The sequence below is a fragment of the Nocardioides sp. NPDC006273 genome (genome assembly GCF_040613495.1).
Taxonomy (GTDB): domain Bacteria; phylum Actinomycetota; class Actinomycetes; order Propionibacteriales; family Nocardioidaceae; genus Nocardioides.
The window spans coordinates 131,675-146,613 of sequence record NZ_JBEXSD010000002.1 but is presented as its reverse complement, the minus strand read 5'-3'; the positions used below and the strand labels follow the sequence as shown (position 1 = coordinate 146,613).

Genomic DNA, 14,939 nt, shown 5'->3' with positions numbered 1-14,939 from the left:
GGGGACTCCTTGAGAAGAGCCGGCTCACGGACACTCCCGGAGCCTGGCCCGCGGAGCATAGCGAACACCCTCAGGGGTGTGCGCGCGTTCGTGTAACACGTCGTTCGTAGGTCTACTCGCCTTTTATAACGACCGGATGGTCCTACGAACGACGTGTTACAGCTCCTTACCGCTCCGCCACCCCAAAGCCGCGGAGTCGGCCCTCAGCCCTCGCTCAGCCCTTCGGCTGCCACCTCTGGTCGAGTACGAAGTCGACGGCGCGGTCGACCGGGATCGCGCCGTCGCCGTACACGCTGACGGTGTAGACGGGGCCCTGGAAGACGACGAGGTTCACCGGGTCGGCGGGCTTGCCCATCCAGCGGCGCTTCTTGCCGAGTCCGATGAAGACCTCGTTGCCGTCGACGGTGCGGATGATGCAGCTCTTGTAATCGGCGCGGCGGCACGCCTTGTCCATCTGGATCGGGTTGAGCGTCTCCTCCAGCCGTACTTCGACAAGGCCCGGCTCCCCGCCGGAGAAGCCGTCAGTGTCCTTCTTGACTTCGGTCAGAGCGACGTACGCCTCATGGTCGAAGCGCGTCGGCATACCGTCGAACCACTTCGCCGGGGTTCCTGGCGGGACCAGCGTCTTCCGGGCGATCCTGCCCAGCTCCTTGGCGTCGACCGCAGGCGGAGCATCCAGCTCCGGGACGGCCAGCCGGGGGTCGGCTGCGGCCGCCATGACCTCCTTCTCGCCGAGGTCGACTCCGGAGACGGGGATCGTCGAGTTGTTGCCGAACAGCGAGTCGAGCGTGATCGCGACGACCGTCCCGTCGGAGCGCTCGACGGCATAGGTGCGTACGTCGTCACGCGTCGCGATTCTCGCCGACTTCGCCCCTGGATGATCGACGTCCTCACAGGTCCAACCGGGGTCCTCGCACAGGAAGCCGACCCCATCCCAGCCGGACCCGACGGCCAGCTGAACCATCCCCAGACCGTCCTCGCCTTCGACAGTCCACCCCAGCTTGGTACCGACGGTGCGCCCGCTGCGGGCCTCGCCGCCCTGCATGTTGGAGACGGTCTTGTCGAGATGCTGCCCTGTGGGATCGAGGTGCTCGGCGAGGATGTCTCGGTACTCCTGAAGCACCGGGAGGTCGCGAGACCACGAGGCGCCGGAGCCGTTGAAGGCCGCTGGCCACAGGTCCATGACGTCGCCCCCAGGGGACTTCACCGGCGTGACCACCCGGTCGGGCACCGGCGACGGCTTCGCCGACGTCTCCCCCGACTTCTCCAGCGGACCCGCCGCCTGCTCGTCGCCCCTCAGCATCGTCGTCTGCTGGGCGACCACGACACCCCCGGCCGCCGTGACCGCCACCGCGGCGGCAGCCGCGACGGGCACCGTCCACCTCTTCGTACGACTCTCCCGCGAGATCGCCTGCATCAGCTCCGCCTCTCGCCGCGCCTTCACATGAGGTCGCAGCCTGCGTTCAGGAATTCCGGTCATCACTCTCCCCCTCACCCATGAGCGCGGCGACCCGCTTGCGTGCGCGGGAGAGCCGGCTGCGTACGGTCCCGACAGGAATGTCGAGGGCCTGGGCAACTTGCAGATACGAGAGGCCGTCCCAGGCGACGAGCATCAGGATCTGACGGTCCTTGCGGCTGAGCCGGTCGACCGCCGCGAGGAGCTCGGCCATCCGGCGCTCCTCGTCGAGGCGGCGTACGACTCCGTCCGCATGGTCCTCGGCGTCCTCGAGGCGCACCAGCTGCAGCCTGCCCGCCAGCGCGTTCTGCCTGCGGGCACCACGGGTGGCGTTACGGCAGACGTTCTCGGCGACGGTGTAGAGCCACGGCATCAGCGAGCCGTCGTAGGCCACCGTCCGCTCCCGCACCCGCCAGACCTCCAGGAACGCCTGGGACATCACGTCCTCGGCGAGGTTCCAGGAAGCCACGCGACGGAAGCAGAAGTTGTAGACCGGGTCCGCATAGCGCCCGAACAGCTCCGCCATCGCCTCGTGGTCGCCCCGGCGCAGACGCTCCGCCAGAGCGCTGTCGTCTTCGGTCACCACGAGCCCGAAGCTCTGGGACTCACTACCTCTCACGCACCCTCTATGTCCGGTGCGCCCGGAAAGGTTCCACCTCCGGCCGCACGCACTCGTGTAACACGTCGTTCGTAGTACTACTCGCCTTTTATAACGACCGGATAGTCCTACGAACGACGTGTTACACGCCCCACAGTCACCCCGACCCCAGCATCTCCAGCAACGCCGGCAACGATCCCGCCAGCACCCCCAGCAGCTCCTCGCGCGACAACCCGGCCGCATCCGCCTTCCACGACAGGACCAGCTCCTCCGACATCGCCTGCCAACCCCTGACGATCAGCCGGGCGGCGGGGGTGTCGACGACGAAGTCGACGTCGGCCTCGAAGATCCGAGCGCCGAGCGCGCCGAAGGCCTCGTCGTAGATCGCGCGCAGGACCGGGTCGCTCGCGGCGCCGCGGACCATGGAGACGTACCCCTCGTAGTTGGCGTCGACGAAGTCGACATACGCGGTCATCGACGCCAACAGGCGCTCGACCGGCTCCCCGGTCTCGGGCGGCGCGGTCTGAGCGACGAGGGCCTCGGCGGCACGCCGCACGACCGCCTCGCGGAAGGCCATCTTGTCGCCGAAGTAGTGGTAGAGGAGCCCGCGCGAGATGCCGGCCTCGCGCGCCACCACGTCGATGGAGATCTCGTCGAGGGAGTGGTTGGCGAAGAGGCGCACACCCAGGTCGAGCAGCTGCTCACGGCGTTGCTCGGGCGTCAGTCTCGTCCGTTGGCTCATGCGGACCATTCTATTGACATCTGTTCAATAGGCAAGAATACTCTCGGTATGACCACTGCTGACCTCACCCATGTCGACCACCTGATCGTCGGTGCCGGCTTCGGAGGCCTGTGCGCGGCGATCAAGCTCGAGGAGGACGGCGAGCGCGACTTCGTCGTCATCGAGAAGGGCTCCGGCGTCGGGGGCACCTGGCGCGACAACACCTATCCCGGTGCCGCCTGCGACGTGCCCAGCCAGCTCTACAGCTACTCCTTCGCGCTCAACCCCGACTGGTCGATGAGCTTCTCGCCCCAGCCGGAGATCGAGGCGTACATCAAGAAGGTCGCCGAGAGCTCGGGCACCTTGGACCGCTTCGTCTTCGACACGGCGATGACCGCCGCGACCTGGGACGAGACCCAGCAGCGCTGGCTCGTCGAGACCGAGGGCAAGACCGGCAAGAAGACGTACGCAGCGACCACCCTGATTGCCGGCCCAGGCGCCCTCAGCGAGCCGAAGCTGCCCGACATCGAGGGCATCGAAGGCTTCCAGGGCGAGATCTTCCACTCCGCGCAGTGGAACCACGACACCGACCTCACCGGCAAGCGGGTCGCGGTGATCGGCACCGGCGCCAGCGCGATCCAGATCGTCCCGGAGATTCAGAAGAAGGCCGCGCGCCTCGACGTCTACCAGCGCACCGCGCCGTGGGTCCTCCCCCGCAACGAGCACCGCTACTCCAAGCTCGAGAAAGCCGCGTTCCGCCACGTCCCCGGCGTCCAGCGGCTCGCCCGGGCGGCGGTCTACTGGGGCCTCGAGGTCCGTGTCCTCGGCCTCGCCGTCCAGCCCAAGCTCACCTTGGCCCACCAGCTGATGGCAAAGAACAACATCCGTCGTGGCATCAAGGACCCCGAGCTGCGTCGCAAGGTCACCCCCGACTACACGCTCGGCTGCAAGCGCACGCTGATCTCCAACGCCTACTACCCGGCGCTGGCCGCCGACAACGTCGACCTGATCACCGACGGCATCGCCCAGGTGAGCGAGAACGCGATCGTCGCCAAGGACGGCACGACCCGCGAGATCGACGTCCTCGTCGTGGCGACCGGCTTCTACACCACCGACCTCCCGATCGCCCACACCCTCACCGGCAGCAAGGGCCGCACGATGGCGGAGCGGTTCGCGGAGACCGGAATGAGCGCCTACAAGGGCACCACGGTCCCCGAGTTCCCCAACCTCTTCTTCATCGTCGGCCCCAACACCGGCCTGGGCCACTCCTCGATGGTCTACATGATCGAGTCGCAGGTGGCCTACGTCCGTGACGCGATCCGCACCATGCGCACCAACGCCTACGCCGCGGTCGAGCCCACCGAGGACGCCACCTCGGCTTGGAACGACGATCTGCAGCGCAAGATGGCGAACACGGTCTGGTCCGAGGGCGGGTGCGCGTCGTGGTATCTCGACGAGCACGGCCGCAACACCACCCTGTGGCCTACCTTCACGTTCCTGTTCCGCCACCTGACCAGCAAGTTCGACGTCGACAAGTACGTCGTCACCGCGGCCTCGACAGGCTCGACGGTCTCGACCACCAATGAGGAGAGTGTCCCCGCATGAAGTCCTTCGACGACAAGGTAGTCGTACTCACCGGAGCCGGTTCCGGGATCGGCCGCGCCCTCGCGGTCGACCTCGCCGGCCGCGGCGCCCGGCTGGCGCTCTCCGACGTCAACGAGGCCGGCCTGGCCGAGACCGTCGAGCTCGCCAAGCAGGCCGGAGCCCGCGGGATCAAGTCCGACAAGCTCGACGTGGCCGACCGAGAGGCCTTCAAGACGTACGCCGAGGGCGTCATCGCCCACTTCGGCACGGTCAACGTGGTGATCAACAACGCCGGCGTCGCGCTGTCCGGTCGGGTCAACGACCTCGACTGGGAGGACATCGACTGGATCATGGGCATCGACTGGTGGGGCGTCGTGCACGGCACGAAGTTCTTCCTGCCGGCCCTGATCGAGTCCGGCGACGCGCACATCGTGAACATCTCCTCGCTGTTCGGGCTGGTCTCCATGCCCGACCAGGCCTTCTACAACGCAGCCAAGTACGCGGTGCGTGGCTTCACAGAGGCGCTGCGCGAGGAGATGCTCATCGACGGTCACAACGTCGGCGTCACCTCCGTCCACCCCGGCGGCATCAAGACCGCGGTCGCCCGCAGCGCCCGCGTCTCGGCCAAGGACGACCAGGCCGCGACCGCGAAGTTCTTCGACGAGAAGCTCGCCAAGATGGAGCCTGCCCGCGCCGCCGAGATCATCATCAAGGGCATCGAGAAGAAGCAGGCTCGCGTGCTGGTCGGCCTCGACGCCCACGTGATCCACAACTTCGGCAAGTTCACCGGCTCGCGCTACCAGGACCTCATCGCGCTGGGGGCGAAGTACGTCATGCCCAAGAAGAGCGTCTGAGGCGAGCCCGCCCTCCTAGACTGAGCGCCATGCGCTTCGAGGCCGGTCACCCTGTTCGTGTCGAGTTCACGAAATGGGGTGGCCGGCCTCACTGGTCCTTCACGGGCCTCTACCTCGGCGAGGACGAGCACGGCGAGTGGATCGGCCACCACGCGGGCACCTTCGCTGCCAAGCCGGACAACAGCTTCACCTCTGAGCTGCCATGGCTCACCCTGAAACCCCGGCGCGACCCGGGCCACCTGATCACGATCAACCCAGCAGGTCATCCGCTGGCGTTCTACGTCGACATGTCCACGCCGCCGGAGTGGTCCGGCGCGGTGCTGGGCTGCGTGGACCTGGACCTCGACGTGATCGCGCGCCGCGACGGCACGATCTTCATCGACGACGAGGACGAGTTCCTCGAGCACCAGGTCTCGCTGGGCTACCCGCTTGAGATCATCGACCTGGCCCGGACCACCGCCAACCGGGTGCTGGCCGAGGTGAAGGCCCACACCACGCCGTACGACGGCAGCGCGAACCCGTGGTTCGAGACCCTCGCGGGCCTCACGCCAGTCGTGGCAGATTGATCCCATGGCGCGCTTCGAGGCAGGGACCCGGATCCGAGTCGAGATGACGAAGTGGGGCAACAAGCCCCACTGGGGATTCGACGGGATCTACCTCGGCGAGGACGAGCACGGCGAGTGGATCGGCCACCGGGCCGGCACCGAGTTCGCCCGCCCTGGGCGAGGCTGGGTCGCCGACTGGGACTCGGTCAGCTTGGTCCCCCACCACGACGCGGCCCACTTCCCCGCGTTCAACCGGCCTAACGAGAAGGTCAACGCGCAGATCTACGTCGACATGTGCACCCCGCCCGTGTGGCAGGACTCGACGGTGACCTGCATCGACCTGGACCTCGACGTCGTCAAGAAGTTCGACGGGTCGGTCTACATCGACGACCAGGACGAGTTCGAGCACCACCAGATCGAGTACGGCTATCCACCCGAGATCATCTCGATGACCGAGGACTCCGCCGAGCGCGTCTATCTCGCGGTCAAGGAGAACCAGGCGCCGTACGACGCGACGCCGGAGCGCTGGTTCGAGGCACTGGGCCTTCGTCAAGGTATGTAGCCGAAGGCGCACATCCCGCGCGGACCTCCGCCAGGGATCCGTGCTGTTCCCTGCATACCTTGACGAAGGGACGCCCCGCCGCAGCGTCCTACGAGTCGATTTCGACAGCAGACACCGGGGCGGTCCTGTCCTTCCGCAGCGGACCGACCAGGCGCGGCCCGGACAGTCGCGTCTCGATGCGCCACGACCGACGACTGAGGGGCTGGGCGATGAACTCGCCCAGGTAGACGCCGGAGGCGAGCGCCAGCGCGACCGAGGCGGCGGTGAAGAGGGCGACCAGGCCGACCGAGGTGGTCGCCGGCGTCTCCTGGGCGAGCATGGTGAGCCCGCGGTAGATCGAGTAGCCGGGCAGGAACGGCACGACCGAGGAGACCACGATGACCAGCGGCGGCACCTTCAGCCGGGTGGCGACCGAGTAGGCGATCAGACCGATGAAGAGGGCGGCCACCGTCACCCGCCACGTCCGGCCGATGTCGCCGGGGACGACCATCGACAAGATCACGGCGACAGCGGCGATGACCGCGATCGGCGCCAGCGTCCGCTTGGGCGCGTACGCCGCGTACGCGAAGGCCGCGGCGCCGGCTGCTCCACCCACGGCCGCCAGGGTGATCGACTGCAGCGAGGTGACGCTGCTCGCCATCGCTCCGTGGATCGGCACGCCGATCGCGCCCGCGAACACGAGTCCACCGGTGACCCCGGCGATGATCCCCGCCGTGGAGACCAGCGCCTCCAGGATCCGGGCGCTGGCGGTGACATGGAAGCCTGTGAGGGCGTCCTGCAGGGCGCCCATGAAGCTGATCCCGGCCAGCATCACGGTGATGTTGGCGGTGATCGAGGTGGAGACGTCCAGATCCAGCGGCAGCGCCGCGGCGACGACCGCCAGCAGTGTGGCCACGCCGGCGCCGGCGACCTGCAGGTAGAAGAGCGGCAGCCGCCAGCGGCGGTGGAGGTAGTGCTGCAGCTGGTCGATCGTGGCACCTGAGATGAAGGCGAGGACGACGACACCGACCTCACCACCGACGTAGACGGTGAATGCCGCGGCCATCGTCGCCATGCCGAGCGTCACGGCCCAGCGCGGCCGGCGGTGGCCGCCGGAGATGATCCGACCGAGCGCGATCCGGGCGCCCTGGAGGTCCACCTCGTCGCGTACGACCTGGCGGACCAGGTGGTCGACGGCGGTCAGGTGGTCGTAGTCGATGGTGCGGTGCTTGACCTGGCGGGTGGTGTGCACCGGGATCGCCTCTGGATCGCCCTGGTAGCTCATCGAGAGGCTGGTGTAGGTGACGTCGACCTCGGCCTCGCGAAGGCCCAGATGCTGGGCGAGCGACCTCATCGTCGCGGTCACGTCAGCGGCCCCGGCGCCGGTCGAGATCAGCAGCTCACCGACGCGGAGGCAGAAGTCCAGAGTCAGGCTCACCTCGCGCGCATCCACCGTCACAGAGTGCCACCGGGCCGGTGAACGACAGGCATCAGGGTGCTCGACAAACGCGCCCGCTCAAGGAACGCTCATTACATGCGGATCGACTTCCATCCCTCCCCCCGGCCGACGCTCGGCGTCGAGTGGGAGCTCGCGCTCGTCGACCGCGAGACCAGGGACCTGGTCAACGTCGCCGACCACCTCTTCGCACGGGCCAAGGCACGGGTTCCCAACCCCGAGCGGATCCACAAGGAGCTGCTGCGCAACACCGTGGAGATCGTCACCGGGGTCTGCGAGAGCGTCGAGGAGGTGATCGACCAGATCCGGAAGACGACCGCCGGGGTGGTGAGCGCCGGCGACGACCTCGGTGTGGACCTCTTCGGCGCCGGGACCCACCCGTTCGCGTCGTGGACCACGCAGGAGCTCTCCGCCGGGCATCGTTACCAGGAGCTGATCGACCGCACCCAGTGGTGGGGGCGGCAGATGCTGATCTGGGGCGTGCACGTGCACGTCGGGATGCCCTCGCGCGAGCGGGTGTTGCCGGTGCTCAACGGCCTGCTGACCTACTACCCCCACTTCCAGGCTGTGTCGGCGTCGTCGCCGATCTGGGCGGGCGTGGACACCGGCTACGCCTCCAACCGGGCCCTGATGTTCCAGCAGCTGCCGACGGCCGGGCTGCCGTTCCAGTTCGCGGCGTGGGAGGAGTTCGAGGCGTACGTCTCGGACCAGACGATCACCGGCGTGATCGACGACATCAGCGAGATCCGCTGGGACATCCGGCCCTCGCCCCGGCTCGGCACCATCGAGAACCGGATCTGCGACGGGGTCGCCACCATCCAGGAGCTGGCCGCGATCGCCGCGCTGGCGCACTGCCTCTGTGTCGACCTGGATGCCCGGGTCGCGTCCGGGGAGCCCGTGGCCACGATGCCGCCGTGGCACGTCCAGGAGAACAAGTGGCGTGCCGCCCGCTACGGCCTGGACGCGATCGTGATCCTCAACGGCGCCTCCGAGGAGAGGCCGGTCACCGAGGACCTCGCCGACCTGCTGGTGCGGCTGGAGCCGGTGGCCGCGCGCCTCGGCTGCGAGAAGGAGCTCGCCGGGGTGCACGACATCATCCACAAAGGCGCCTCCTACCAGCGACAACGCGCCATCGCCGCGTCCACCGAAGGCGACCTGGTCGCGGTGGTCGACTCGGTCGTACGTGACCTGCGCGGGTCGCTCTAGCGCGGCTGCTGACCGAGGTAACTCGGTCAGCCGTCACCTCCTTCGTGGAGTTCCACGAGGTGAGTACACGTTCACCGAGTTACCTCGGTGAACATTCAGCGTGGCGGCAGCGGCGGCAGGGCATCGGTCGCCTCGAACTGTCCCATCCCGGTGACCCCGAGCAGGTCGACGATGATCGACCGGATCTGGACGAGGATGACCTCGGCGTTGAGCGATTCCGTACGCTCCACCTCGGCCGACTGCTCGCCGATCGTCAGCAGCACCGACCTGGCCTCATGGCTCAGTCCGTCCGGAGTTCGGCCCGCAGCGAGCTCGGCCTCGACGACGTCGACGGCGTCGGCGAGCCCGAAGGCCAGCTGGTAGTAGCTCTCGGGCACCACGTCGCCGCGGTAGGCCGAGACCGCCGCCCGCCGCACCAGCACCCGGGTGCTCCGCAGCGCGCGGTCGAGCGGTTCGACGAGCTCGGCCATCCGGTGCACGTGGCTGCGATGTCGGAACCGGAACGGCGAGACGGCCAGCACCGACATGCCTTCGTCGGAGGCGTCCTGCAGCTCGCGGATCAGCGGGTCGGTGGCGCGCGCGTCGGCGAGGACCTTGAGCCCGTGGACCGCGTCCGCATCGAGCATCACCTGGCCGGCGGCACGCAGCAGCGAGGCGATCTTCTTGGCCACGACGGCCGCCTGCTCCCCTGGGCGCCGCAGCGGAGCGGCGGGCACGATCGAGGCGGCCACCAGCGCGACCGCACCACCGATCAACGCATCGGTCCAGCGCGTGAACGCCGCACCGGGCGTCGGCAGCAGCCCCATCACGAAGATCGACTGCACCGCGGCCTGGTTGCGGAAGACCTGGCCGGAGGAGATGAAGATGCCCACCGCCATCGCCATCGCGACCACCAGGGTCATCTGCCAGGCACCCTCGCCGATGACCTGGACCACGACGTCGCCCAGGAAGACCCCGAGCGCGACCCCGATGGTCACCTCGGTCACCCGCCTCAGTCGCTGCCCGTAGGAGGTGCCGAGGCTGACCACGGCCGCGATCGGCGCGAAGACCGGTTGGACGTGGCCGAGCAGGCCGGCAGCGATGAACCATGCCACCCCGGCCGCCCCGGCAGCCTGCACCACGTGCCACCGCTTCGACTTCAGCCGCGCCAGCCGGCGGCGTACGTCGGAACGCATCTGCTCACGGGTGACCCGCGGAGCAGTGAACGCCATAGCCGGGATTCTATCGGTCCAGGCACCCGCCGAGACGTCACTCGCGTCGGCCGAGACGTCAACCCCGCCGGGCGAGACGTCACTCGCATCGGCCGAGTGGGCACGGCGGTGCCCACTCGGCCGACCGTAGCGACGTCTCGGCCGACCGTAGCGACGTCTCGGCCGACCTGAGTGACGTCTCGGCAGGTCTGGATCAGCGGGCGAGGGCCACCGAGACGGCCTGACCGCCGCAGCCGTTGGCGGAGGTGAGATCGGTGAGGGCCGACTTCTCCGTGCTGTCGACGGAGAGACCCCACCTGATCTTCACCGAGACGTACTCCTTCAGGTAGCGGCACTTCTGGAGGTCCGGCATCCACCCGGCGGGGTCGGCGTCGGACTTCTCCTGGTTCTCGTTGTCGGTGACGCCGACCAGCGAGCCGTAGTAGCCGAGGTCGTTGGCGTAGGCGCGCCGGTCGGTCGAGGTCCAGGTGCGGGCGCCGGAGTCCCAGGCCTCCGCGAGCGGGACCATGTGGTCGATGTCGACGTCACTGGTCGCGGTCCAGGAGAGACCGTCGTAGTAGGAGTACCAGCGCCCGCCCGACAGCGAGCAGCCGGAGCCGACCGTGGGGGCATCGTCGGCCTCCTCGATCAGCACCTCGTATCGGGTGTTGCAGCCGTCGCCGTCGGCGTCGATCCAGTGTTGGAAGAGGTCACGGCTGTAGCCGGTGCGGTTCTCGGCGGCGACGGGCAGGTCGCCGATCGCGGTCGTGAGCGACTGGGAGTAGGACTCGGCGTGCGCTGCCGCCGGAGTCGTGAGCGGCACGAGGGCGCCGCAGGCGAGGATGAACAGGCCACGGAGTTTCATGGGGGGCTCCCGAGGTGAGGTGTTCGGTCGCCCCCTGACGATGCCGCGTTTTACGCACCCCGTGTAACGGCGTTACCAGATGTCTCGAGAAGTTCACCCAGGCCACGTTCGACCAACCCCTGCGCGCCGCCGTTCCCATGCGCCGCGACCACTGCTCGCAGTCGCGCGCGGGTGATGTCGGAGACGTAGGCCATCTCCGCCTTGGCCGCGTTCGAGCCGGGCCGGGTCGCCTCGGCGATCTGGACAGACCAGCACGTACGCCGCGCCCCGTCCTCCGCGTTGGCCAGCGCGACCGCGTGGCCGGTGGTCCCGGAGCCCGCGAAGAAGTCGAGGACCCTCGCGTCGAGCGGCATCGTGGCCAGGATCCGCCTGATCAGACCGGTCGGCTTCGGCGACTCGAACAACGGCCCCACCAGCGACTTCAGCTCCGCGACGGCGGAGTCGGTCGAGCCGATCTCCTCGGCCAGCCAGATCGTGGTGAGCTTCTTGCGCCTTGCGTCGCCGGAGGCATCGCGGGAGAGCCAGTCGCGCTGATAGACGTCGACCCGCTCCCCCAGCTTCCCGCGTACGCGACGGCACATCAGGTCGTCGGGACGGGCCGCGATCAGCGGGGCGCTCCACCGCCAGACGGCCGGGCGACCGTCACCGAAGACCGGCCAGATCTCCTGAGCACCGGCGAACGGCTCGACGGCGACGCGACCGGACTCGGGATCGCCCCACACCGGGAAGTGGAGCGTCTTGGCGGTCGCCGGGTTGAACTTCTTGTTGGTGTTGCGCAGCGGCAGCCGCCGGTAGTGGCGGCCGTCGTCGGTGACCAGCGGGAAGTCCCGCTCGTTGACGGCCTCGGGGATGCTCGACTCCAGCGCACAGGATCGGGCGTCCTTGGCGTAGACCAGCAGATACTCGTGGGAGGTCGCGAACCCGTTGCCGAGCTGGCGGCCCTTGGGGTTGAGGTTGACCACGATCTGCGCGAGCCGGTTGCGCTCGTCGAAGACCTCGTCCATCAGGACCTTGAGATGAGCGGCCTCGTTGTCGTCGATGGAGACGTAGATGGCCGCGCGGTCCGACATGACGGCGCTCGCCGCTTCCAGCCGTGGCCTCATCATCGCAACCCAGGCCTCGTGGCGGCCGGCCCGGCGGCCGTCCTCACCGCGCCGGTCGTCCTGGTAAGCGAAGAGGCTGCCGGTGTTGTAGGGCGGGTCGATGTAGATCAGGTCGAACTTCTCCCCCGCCTTCGCGAGCGCCCGGAGCACATCGAGGTTGTCGCCCTCGACGAACGTGTTCCACGGCTCCCTCACGCGAGGAACGTTAGCCGACCGGCGCCTCTTGAGTGGATAGCAAGGCGACCGACCGCTCGGCGACCAGGCACTGGATGTTGGTGCCCTTGGGTGCGGCGACGTCGAGGACCACGTCGCTCCCGGTCGTACGGGCCGTGATCGTCGCCGGGTCCGGGGACTCACAGCCGTCGTAGACGGTCTGGGCATAGAGCCGCTGGCCGGCCGGGACGTGCGCGAGCAGCGTGGTCGCCTTCGTGGTGAACGGAGTCTGGAGCGAGGTCCCGAGGGTGGCGGCGTACGCCTCGATCGCGGCCTTGTCGGGAAGCGGCGTCGCGGTCGTCTCCAGGCTGCCCTCGGCCGCGCCGCCGGCGGAGACGATGCCGCGGACGGGTTTCTCCGAGCTCGGCGGCCGGGACGGCTCCGGCTGTGGCTTCGGCTTGGGCGGCGGAGAGGACGCCGGCGCGGAGGCCGAGGGCGACGACCCTGGGTCCGTCGCTTCCTCGGGAGTGCCGCAGGCCGCGGCCAGGAGCGCCGTCGCCGCGAGTGCGAGTGGGAGGAGACGCTTGGGGTGCATATCTCAAATACTCCCCACGGCACCAAGCTGTTGCACCCGACGGCCCGGCCCCGGCATCTGGGCACCTGCGCGGAAAGGAAGATGCGGATGGGATGATCACGGCGTGGCCCGCTTCACCCAGGCCGAGCTCCAGACCTACTACGGCGCCTCGGTCCCCGATCTTCTCCCCGCAGACGACCAGCCCCTGCGCCTCCTCTTCGTCGGCATCAACCCCGGCCTGTGGACCGCGGCGACGCAGACCCACTTCGCGCACCCGCTCAACCGGTTCTACCCGGCGATCTTCCGCGCCGGGATCACCGCCCGTCCCGTCGACGCCTCTACGGGCATGACGGCCGAGGACCGTGACTACTTCCGGGCGCGAGGCATCGGCTTCACCAACATCGTCCGCCGCGCTACCGCCAAGGCCTCCGAGCTCACCAATGCCGAGCTCAAGGATGGTGGCGCTGAGCTGTTCTCCCTGGTCGCACGAAGAAAGCCTGATGTCGTCGCGATCGCCGGGATCACCGCCTACCGCACCGCGTTCAACCGCCCCAAGGCCAAGCAGGGCCACCAACCGGAGCCGCTCGCCGTGTCCGACCTCTGGGTCGTACCGAACCCGTCGGGCCTCAACGCCCACGAGACCGTCCCGACCCTGGCCGCCGCCTACGCCGAGGTGGCCCGCGCCGCCGGCCTGCTCTGAAGCCTGCCGAGAAGTCGCCCCCGCAGGCCGAGACGTCACTCCCGTCGACCGAGAGGGCATCTGCGTGCCGTCTCGAACGACCGCAGTGACGTCTCGGCCGACCTGCCTGACGTCTCGGCGGAGGTCAGAAGCCTGAGGGGGCTTCCGGGAGGTCGGGGACGCCGAGCTTCGCCAGCAGCGCGATCGCGTCGTCGGCCGAGACCCGCGACGTCTGGGAGTGGAGCAGGTCGTCGACGGCGAGGTCGACCTCGGCGGTGAGGCACACGAGCACATCCTCACCCTCGGCGTCGGCAGGCCCCTGGAAGGCGACGACGGGCAGGTAGACGAGGTCGAGCGACACGGCCTTCTGCAGGACACGTACGGCGCCGAGCACCTCCCCGCGCGGGTCGCTGACCTCCAGGGCGCGACCGTCGATCTCCGCGGCCCCCGCCGCCGGCACCGAGACCACTCCGGCGGTCGACGGGATGTCGTACTGCTCCACCACGGCGATCCCGCCGGGATGCACCACGACGGCCTCGATCTCACGGCCGGCGACCGGGACGTTGAGCACCACCAGCGCCGACTCGAGCTGGCCGAGCGCCTGGCGGAGCTTCTCCTCGCCGAAGGTCTCGGGCGCGCCCAGGTCGAGCAACCAGCCACCGGCGGCCGTGGCCACCCAGGCGGCGGTCTCCTGCTCCTTCAACGCCACCAGCTTCTCGGCCTCCTGCCGCAGCCGGTCGCGCTCGAGGGCCGCGTCGTGCGCCCGCCGCCTCTCGTCGTCGAGCTCGGCACGCAGCATCGCGACCTCGCTCTCGGCGATCTGCTGGAGCTCGCGGCGCCGCTCGGCCTCCCGGGCTCGCTCCTCGGCCCGCTGCTTCTCGGCGCGCAGCCGGGCGACCTCGAAGCGGCGTACGCCCTCCTCCAGCAGCCCGAGCGTGCGCTCGGAGACCGCGACATCGGCCCCCGACTCCAGCCGGTCCCGCAGCGCGCCCCAGTTGACCTCGGGATGGTCGGTCACCAGCGTCTCGAGCACCTTCAGGAGTACGTCGCTCCCCACCCCCGCACGCGAGGCCAGCGAAGCAAGGTTGAACCGAGCCGGCGCAGGAGCCGGGGCCGAGGCGGCAGCCGGGGACGGGGTGGGAGCCAGGCTCCACTGCCCCGGAGGCCCCTCGACGAAGCCGCCCGAGCCCAGGATGGTGAGCAGCTCCTCCTCGGTCAGCAGCACCCGCTTGCCCTTCAACGCGGCGCGCAGGACCTGCAGGCTCAACGGAGCCCGCAGGCGCAGGATCTCGGCGACGGCCGGCATGGATGAGTGGGGCATATGGCTGGCAAAGGGTTGTTCGAAACGAAGCTCTCGCAGGCGCGGCGATCGTACACCGGACCGCCGACAGTTCCCGGCAGGCCGCAGTTCGGG

15 protein-coding genes are annotated in these 14,939 nt (G+C 69.0%); 6 read left to right on the top strand and 9 right to left on the bottom strand.

Annotated features, from left to right (window positions below):
- Positions 1-214: 214 nt before the first annotated feature.
- The 3 genes from ABZZ22_RS01740 to ABZZ22_RS01730 form a co-directional block, all read right to left on the bottom strand.
- A complete protein-coding gene (locus tag ABZZ22_RS01740) occupies positions 215-1,480 on the bottom strand; it encodes a hypothetical protein (protein WP_354926189.1) in 1,266 nt (421 codons plus the stop codon).
- Positions 1,464-2,075, bottom strand: a complete 612-nt coding sequence (locus ABZZ22_RS01735) for an RNA polymerase sigma factor (protein ID WP_354926187.1) — start codon at positions 2,073-2,075, stop codon at positions 1,464-1,466. The genes ABZZ22_RS01740 and ABZZ22_RS01735 overlap by 17 nt, the downstream gene beginning before the upstream one ends.
- A gap of 136 nt (positions 2,076-2,211) precedes the next feature.
- Positions 2,212-2,796, bottom strand: a complete 585-nt coding sequence (locus tag ABZZ22_RS01730) for a TetR/AcrR family transcriptional regulator (RefSeq protein WP_354926185.1) — start codon at positions 2,794-2,796, stop codon at positions 2,212-2,214.
- 48 nt (positions 2,797-2,844) lie between these two features.
- Here ABZZ22_RS01730 and ABZZ22_RS01725 point away from each other — a divergent pair, with 48 nt between their 5' ends.
- From ABZZ22_RS01725 to ABZZ22_RS01710, 4 genes are read left to right on the top strand one after another with little or no spacing between them, the layout of a single operon-like run.
- On the top strand, positions 2,845-4,380 hold the full coding sequence (locus ABZZ22_RS01725; RefSeq protein ID WP_354926183.1) for an NAD(P)/FAD-dependent oxidoreductase: 1,536 nt from the start codon (positions 2,845-2,847) through the stop codon (positions 4,378-4,380).
- Positions 4,377-5,213 carry an SDR family NAD(P)-dependent oxidoreductase gene (locus tag ABZZ22_RS01720; RefSeq protein ID WP_354926181.1) on the top strand — a complete coding sequence of 279 codons (837 nt, stop codon included), beginning with the start codon at positions 4,377-4,379 and terminating at the stop codon, positions 5,211-5,213. The genes ABZZ22_RS01725 and ABZZ22_RS01720 overlap by 4 nt, the downstream gene beginning before the upstream one ends.
- A 29-nt stretch (positions 5,214-5,242) precedes the next feature.
- Positions 5,243-5,779: a DUF402 domain-containing protein gene (locus tag ABZZ22_RS01715; protein ID WP_354926179.1), complete on the top strand. Its 537-nt coding sequence runs from the start codon at positions 5,243-5,245 to the stop codon at positions 5,777-5,779.
- Between the two features lie 4 nt (positions 5,780-5,783).
- Positions 5,784-6,320 carry a DUF402 domain-containing protein gene (locus tag ABZZ22_RS01710; protein ID WP_354926178.1) on the top strand — a complete coding sequence of 179 codons (537 nt, stop codon included), beginning with the start codon at positions 5,784-5,786 and terminating at the stop codon, positions 6,318-6,320.
- Positions 6,321-6,408: 88 nt separating this feature from the next.
- On the opposite strand, the gene ABZZ22_RS01705 is transcribed toward ABZZ22_RS01710, so the two are convergent.
- Positions 6,409-7,752, bottom strand: a complete 1,344-nt coding sequence (locus ABZZ22_RS01705) for a threonine/serine exporter family protein (RefSeq protein ID WP_354926176.1) — start codon at positions 7,750-7,752, stop codon at positions 6,409-6,411.
- Positions 7,753-7,833: 81 nt separating this feature from the next.
- Here ABZZ22_RS01705 and ABZZ22_RS01700 point away from each other — a divergent pair, with 81 nt between their 5' ends.
- Positions 7,834-8,961 carry a glutamate--cysteine ligase gene (locus ABZZ22_RS01700; RefSeq protein WP_354926174.1) on the top strand — a complete coding sequence of 376 codons (1,128 nt, stop codon included), beginning with the start codon at positions 7,834-7,836 and terminating at the stop codon, positions 8,959-8,961.
- Positions 8,962-9,056: 95 nt separating this feature from the next.
- Here ABZZ22_RS01700 and ABZZ22_RS01695 read toward each other — a convergent pair whose 3' ends face one another.
- The 4 genes from ABZZ22_RS01695 to ABZZ22_RS01680 form a co-directional block, all read right to left on the bottom strand.
- Positions 9,057-10,172 carry an FUSC family protein gene (locus tag ABZZ22_RS01695; protein ID WP_354926172.1) on the bottom strand — a complete coding sequence of 372 codons (1,116 nt, stop codon included), beginning with the start codon at positions 10,170-10,172 and terminating at the stop codon, positions 9,057-9,059.
- Positions 10,173-10,365: 193 nt separating this feature from the next.
- Positions 10,366-11,016 (bottom strand): HNH endonuclease family protein, encoded by a 651-nt coding sequence (locus tag ABZZ22_RS01690; RefSeq protein ID WP_354926170.1) that lies wholly within the window; start codon positions 11,014-11,016, stop codon positions 10,366-10,368.
- Positions 11,017-11,066: 50 nt separating this feature from the next.
- Complete coding sequence (locus ABZZ22_RS01685; RefSeq protein WP_354926168.1) at positions 11,067-12,314, bottom strand: site-specific DNA-methyltransferase; 1,248 nt, start codon at positions 12,312-12,314, stop codon at positions 11,067-11,069.
- Positions 12,315-12,324: 10 nt separating this feature from the next.
- Positions 12,325-12,867, bottom strand: coding sequence for a hypothetical protein (locus ABZZ22_RS01680; RefSeq protein WP_354926166.1), 543 nt, complete (start codon positions 12,865-12,867; stop codon positions 12,325-12,327).
- Positions 12,868-12,970: 103 nt separating this feature from the next.
- On the opposite strand from ABZZ22_RS01680, the gene ABZZ22_RS01675 reads away from it, so the two are divergent.
- Entirely contained in the window at positions 12,971-13,546 is a 576-nt protein-coding gene (locus ABZZ22_RS01675) for a mismatch-specific DNA-glycosylase (RefSeq protein ID WP_354926164.1), read from the top strand.
- 124 nt (positions 13,547-13,670) lie between these two features.
- Here ABZZ22_RS01675 and ABZZ22_RS01670 read toward each other — a convergent pair whose 3' ends face one another.
- Complete coding sequence (locus ABZZ22_RS01670; protein ID WP_354926162.1) at positions 13,671-14,846, bottom strand: hypothetical protein; 1,176 nt, start codon at positions 14,844-14,846, stop codon at positions 13,671-13,673.
- Positions 14,847-14,939 lie beyond the last annotated feature (93 nt).

Bases quoted from the DNA above. Each gene is read 5' to 3' on its own strand.
- ABZZ22_RS01740 (WP_354926189.1), bottom strand. From the start codon at position 1,480: ATGACCGGAATTCCTGAACGCAGGCTGCGACCTCATGTGAAGGCGCGG.
- ABZZ22_RS01730 (WP_354926185.1), bottom strand. From the start codon at position 2,796: ATGAGCCAACGGACGAGACTGACGCCCGAGCAACGCCGTGAGCAGCTG.
- ABZZ22_RS01725 (WP_354926183.1), top strand. From the start codon at position 2,845: ATGACCACTGCTGACCTCACCCATGTCGACCACCTGATCGTCGGTGCC.
- ABZZ22_RS01720 (WP_354926181.1), top strand. From the start codon at position 4,377: ATGAAGTCCTTCGACGACAAGGTAGTCGTACTCACCGGAGCCGGTTCC.
- ABZZ22_RS01715 (WP_354926179.1), top strand. From the start codon at position 5,243: ATGCGCTTCGAGGCCGGTCACCCTGTTCGTGTCGAGTTCACGAAATGG.
- ABZZ22_RS01710 (WP_354926178.1), top strand. From the start codon at position 5,784: ATGGCGCGCTTCGAGGCAGGGACCCGGATCCGAGTCGAGATGACGAAG.
- ABZZ22_RS01700 (WP_354926174.1), top strand. From the start codon at position 7,834: ATGCGGATCGACTTCCATCCCTCCCCCCGGCCGACGCTCGGCGTCGAG.
- ABZZ22_RS01695 (WP_354926172.1), bottom strand. From the start codon at position 10,172: ATGGCGTTCACTGCTCCGCGGGTCACCCGTGAGCAGATGCGTTCCGAC.
- ABZZ22_RS01690 (WP_354926170.1), bottom strand. From the start codon at position 11,016: ATGAAACTCCGTGGCCTGTTCATCCTCGCCTGCGGCGCCCTCGTGCCG.
- ABZZ22_RS01680 (WP_354926166.1), bottom strand. From the start codon at position 12,867: ATGCACCCCAAGCGTCTCCTCCCACTCGCACTCGCGGCGACGGCGCTC.
- ABZZ22_RS01670 (WP_354926162.1), bottom strand. From the start codon at position 14,846: ATGCCCCACTCATCCATGCCGGCCGTCGCCGAGATCCTGCGCCTGCGG.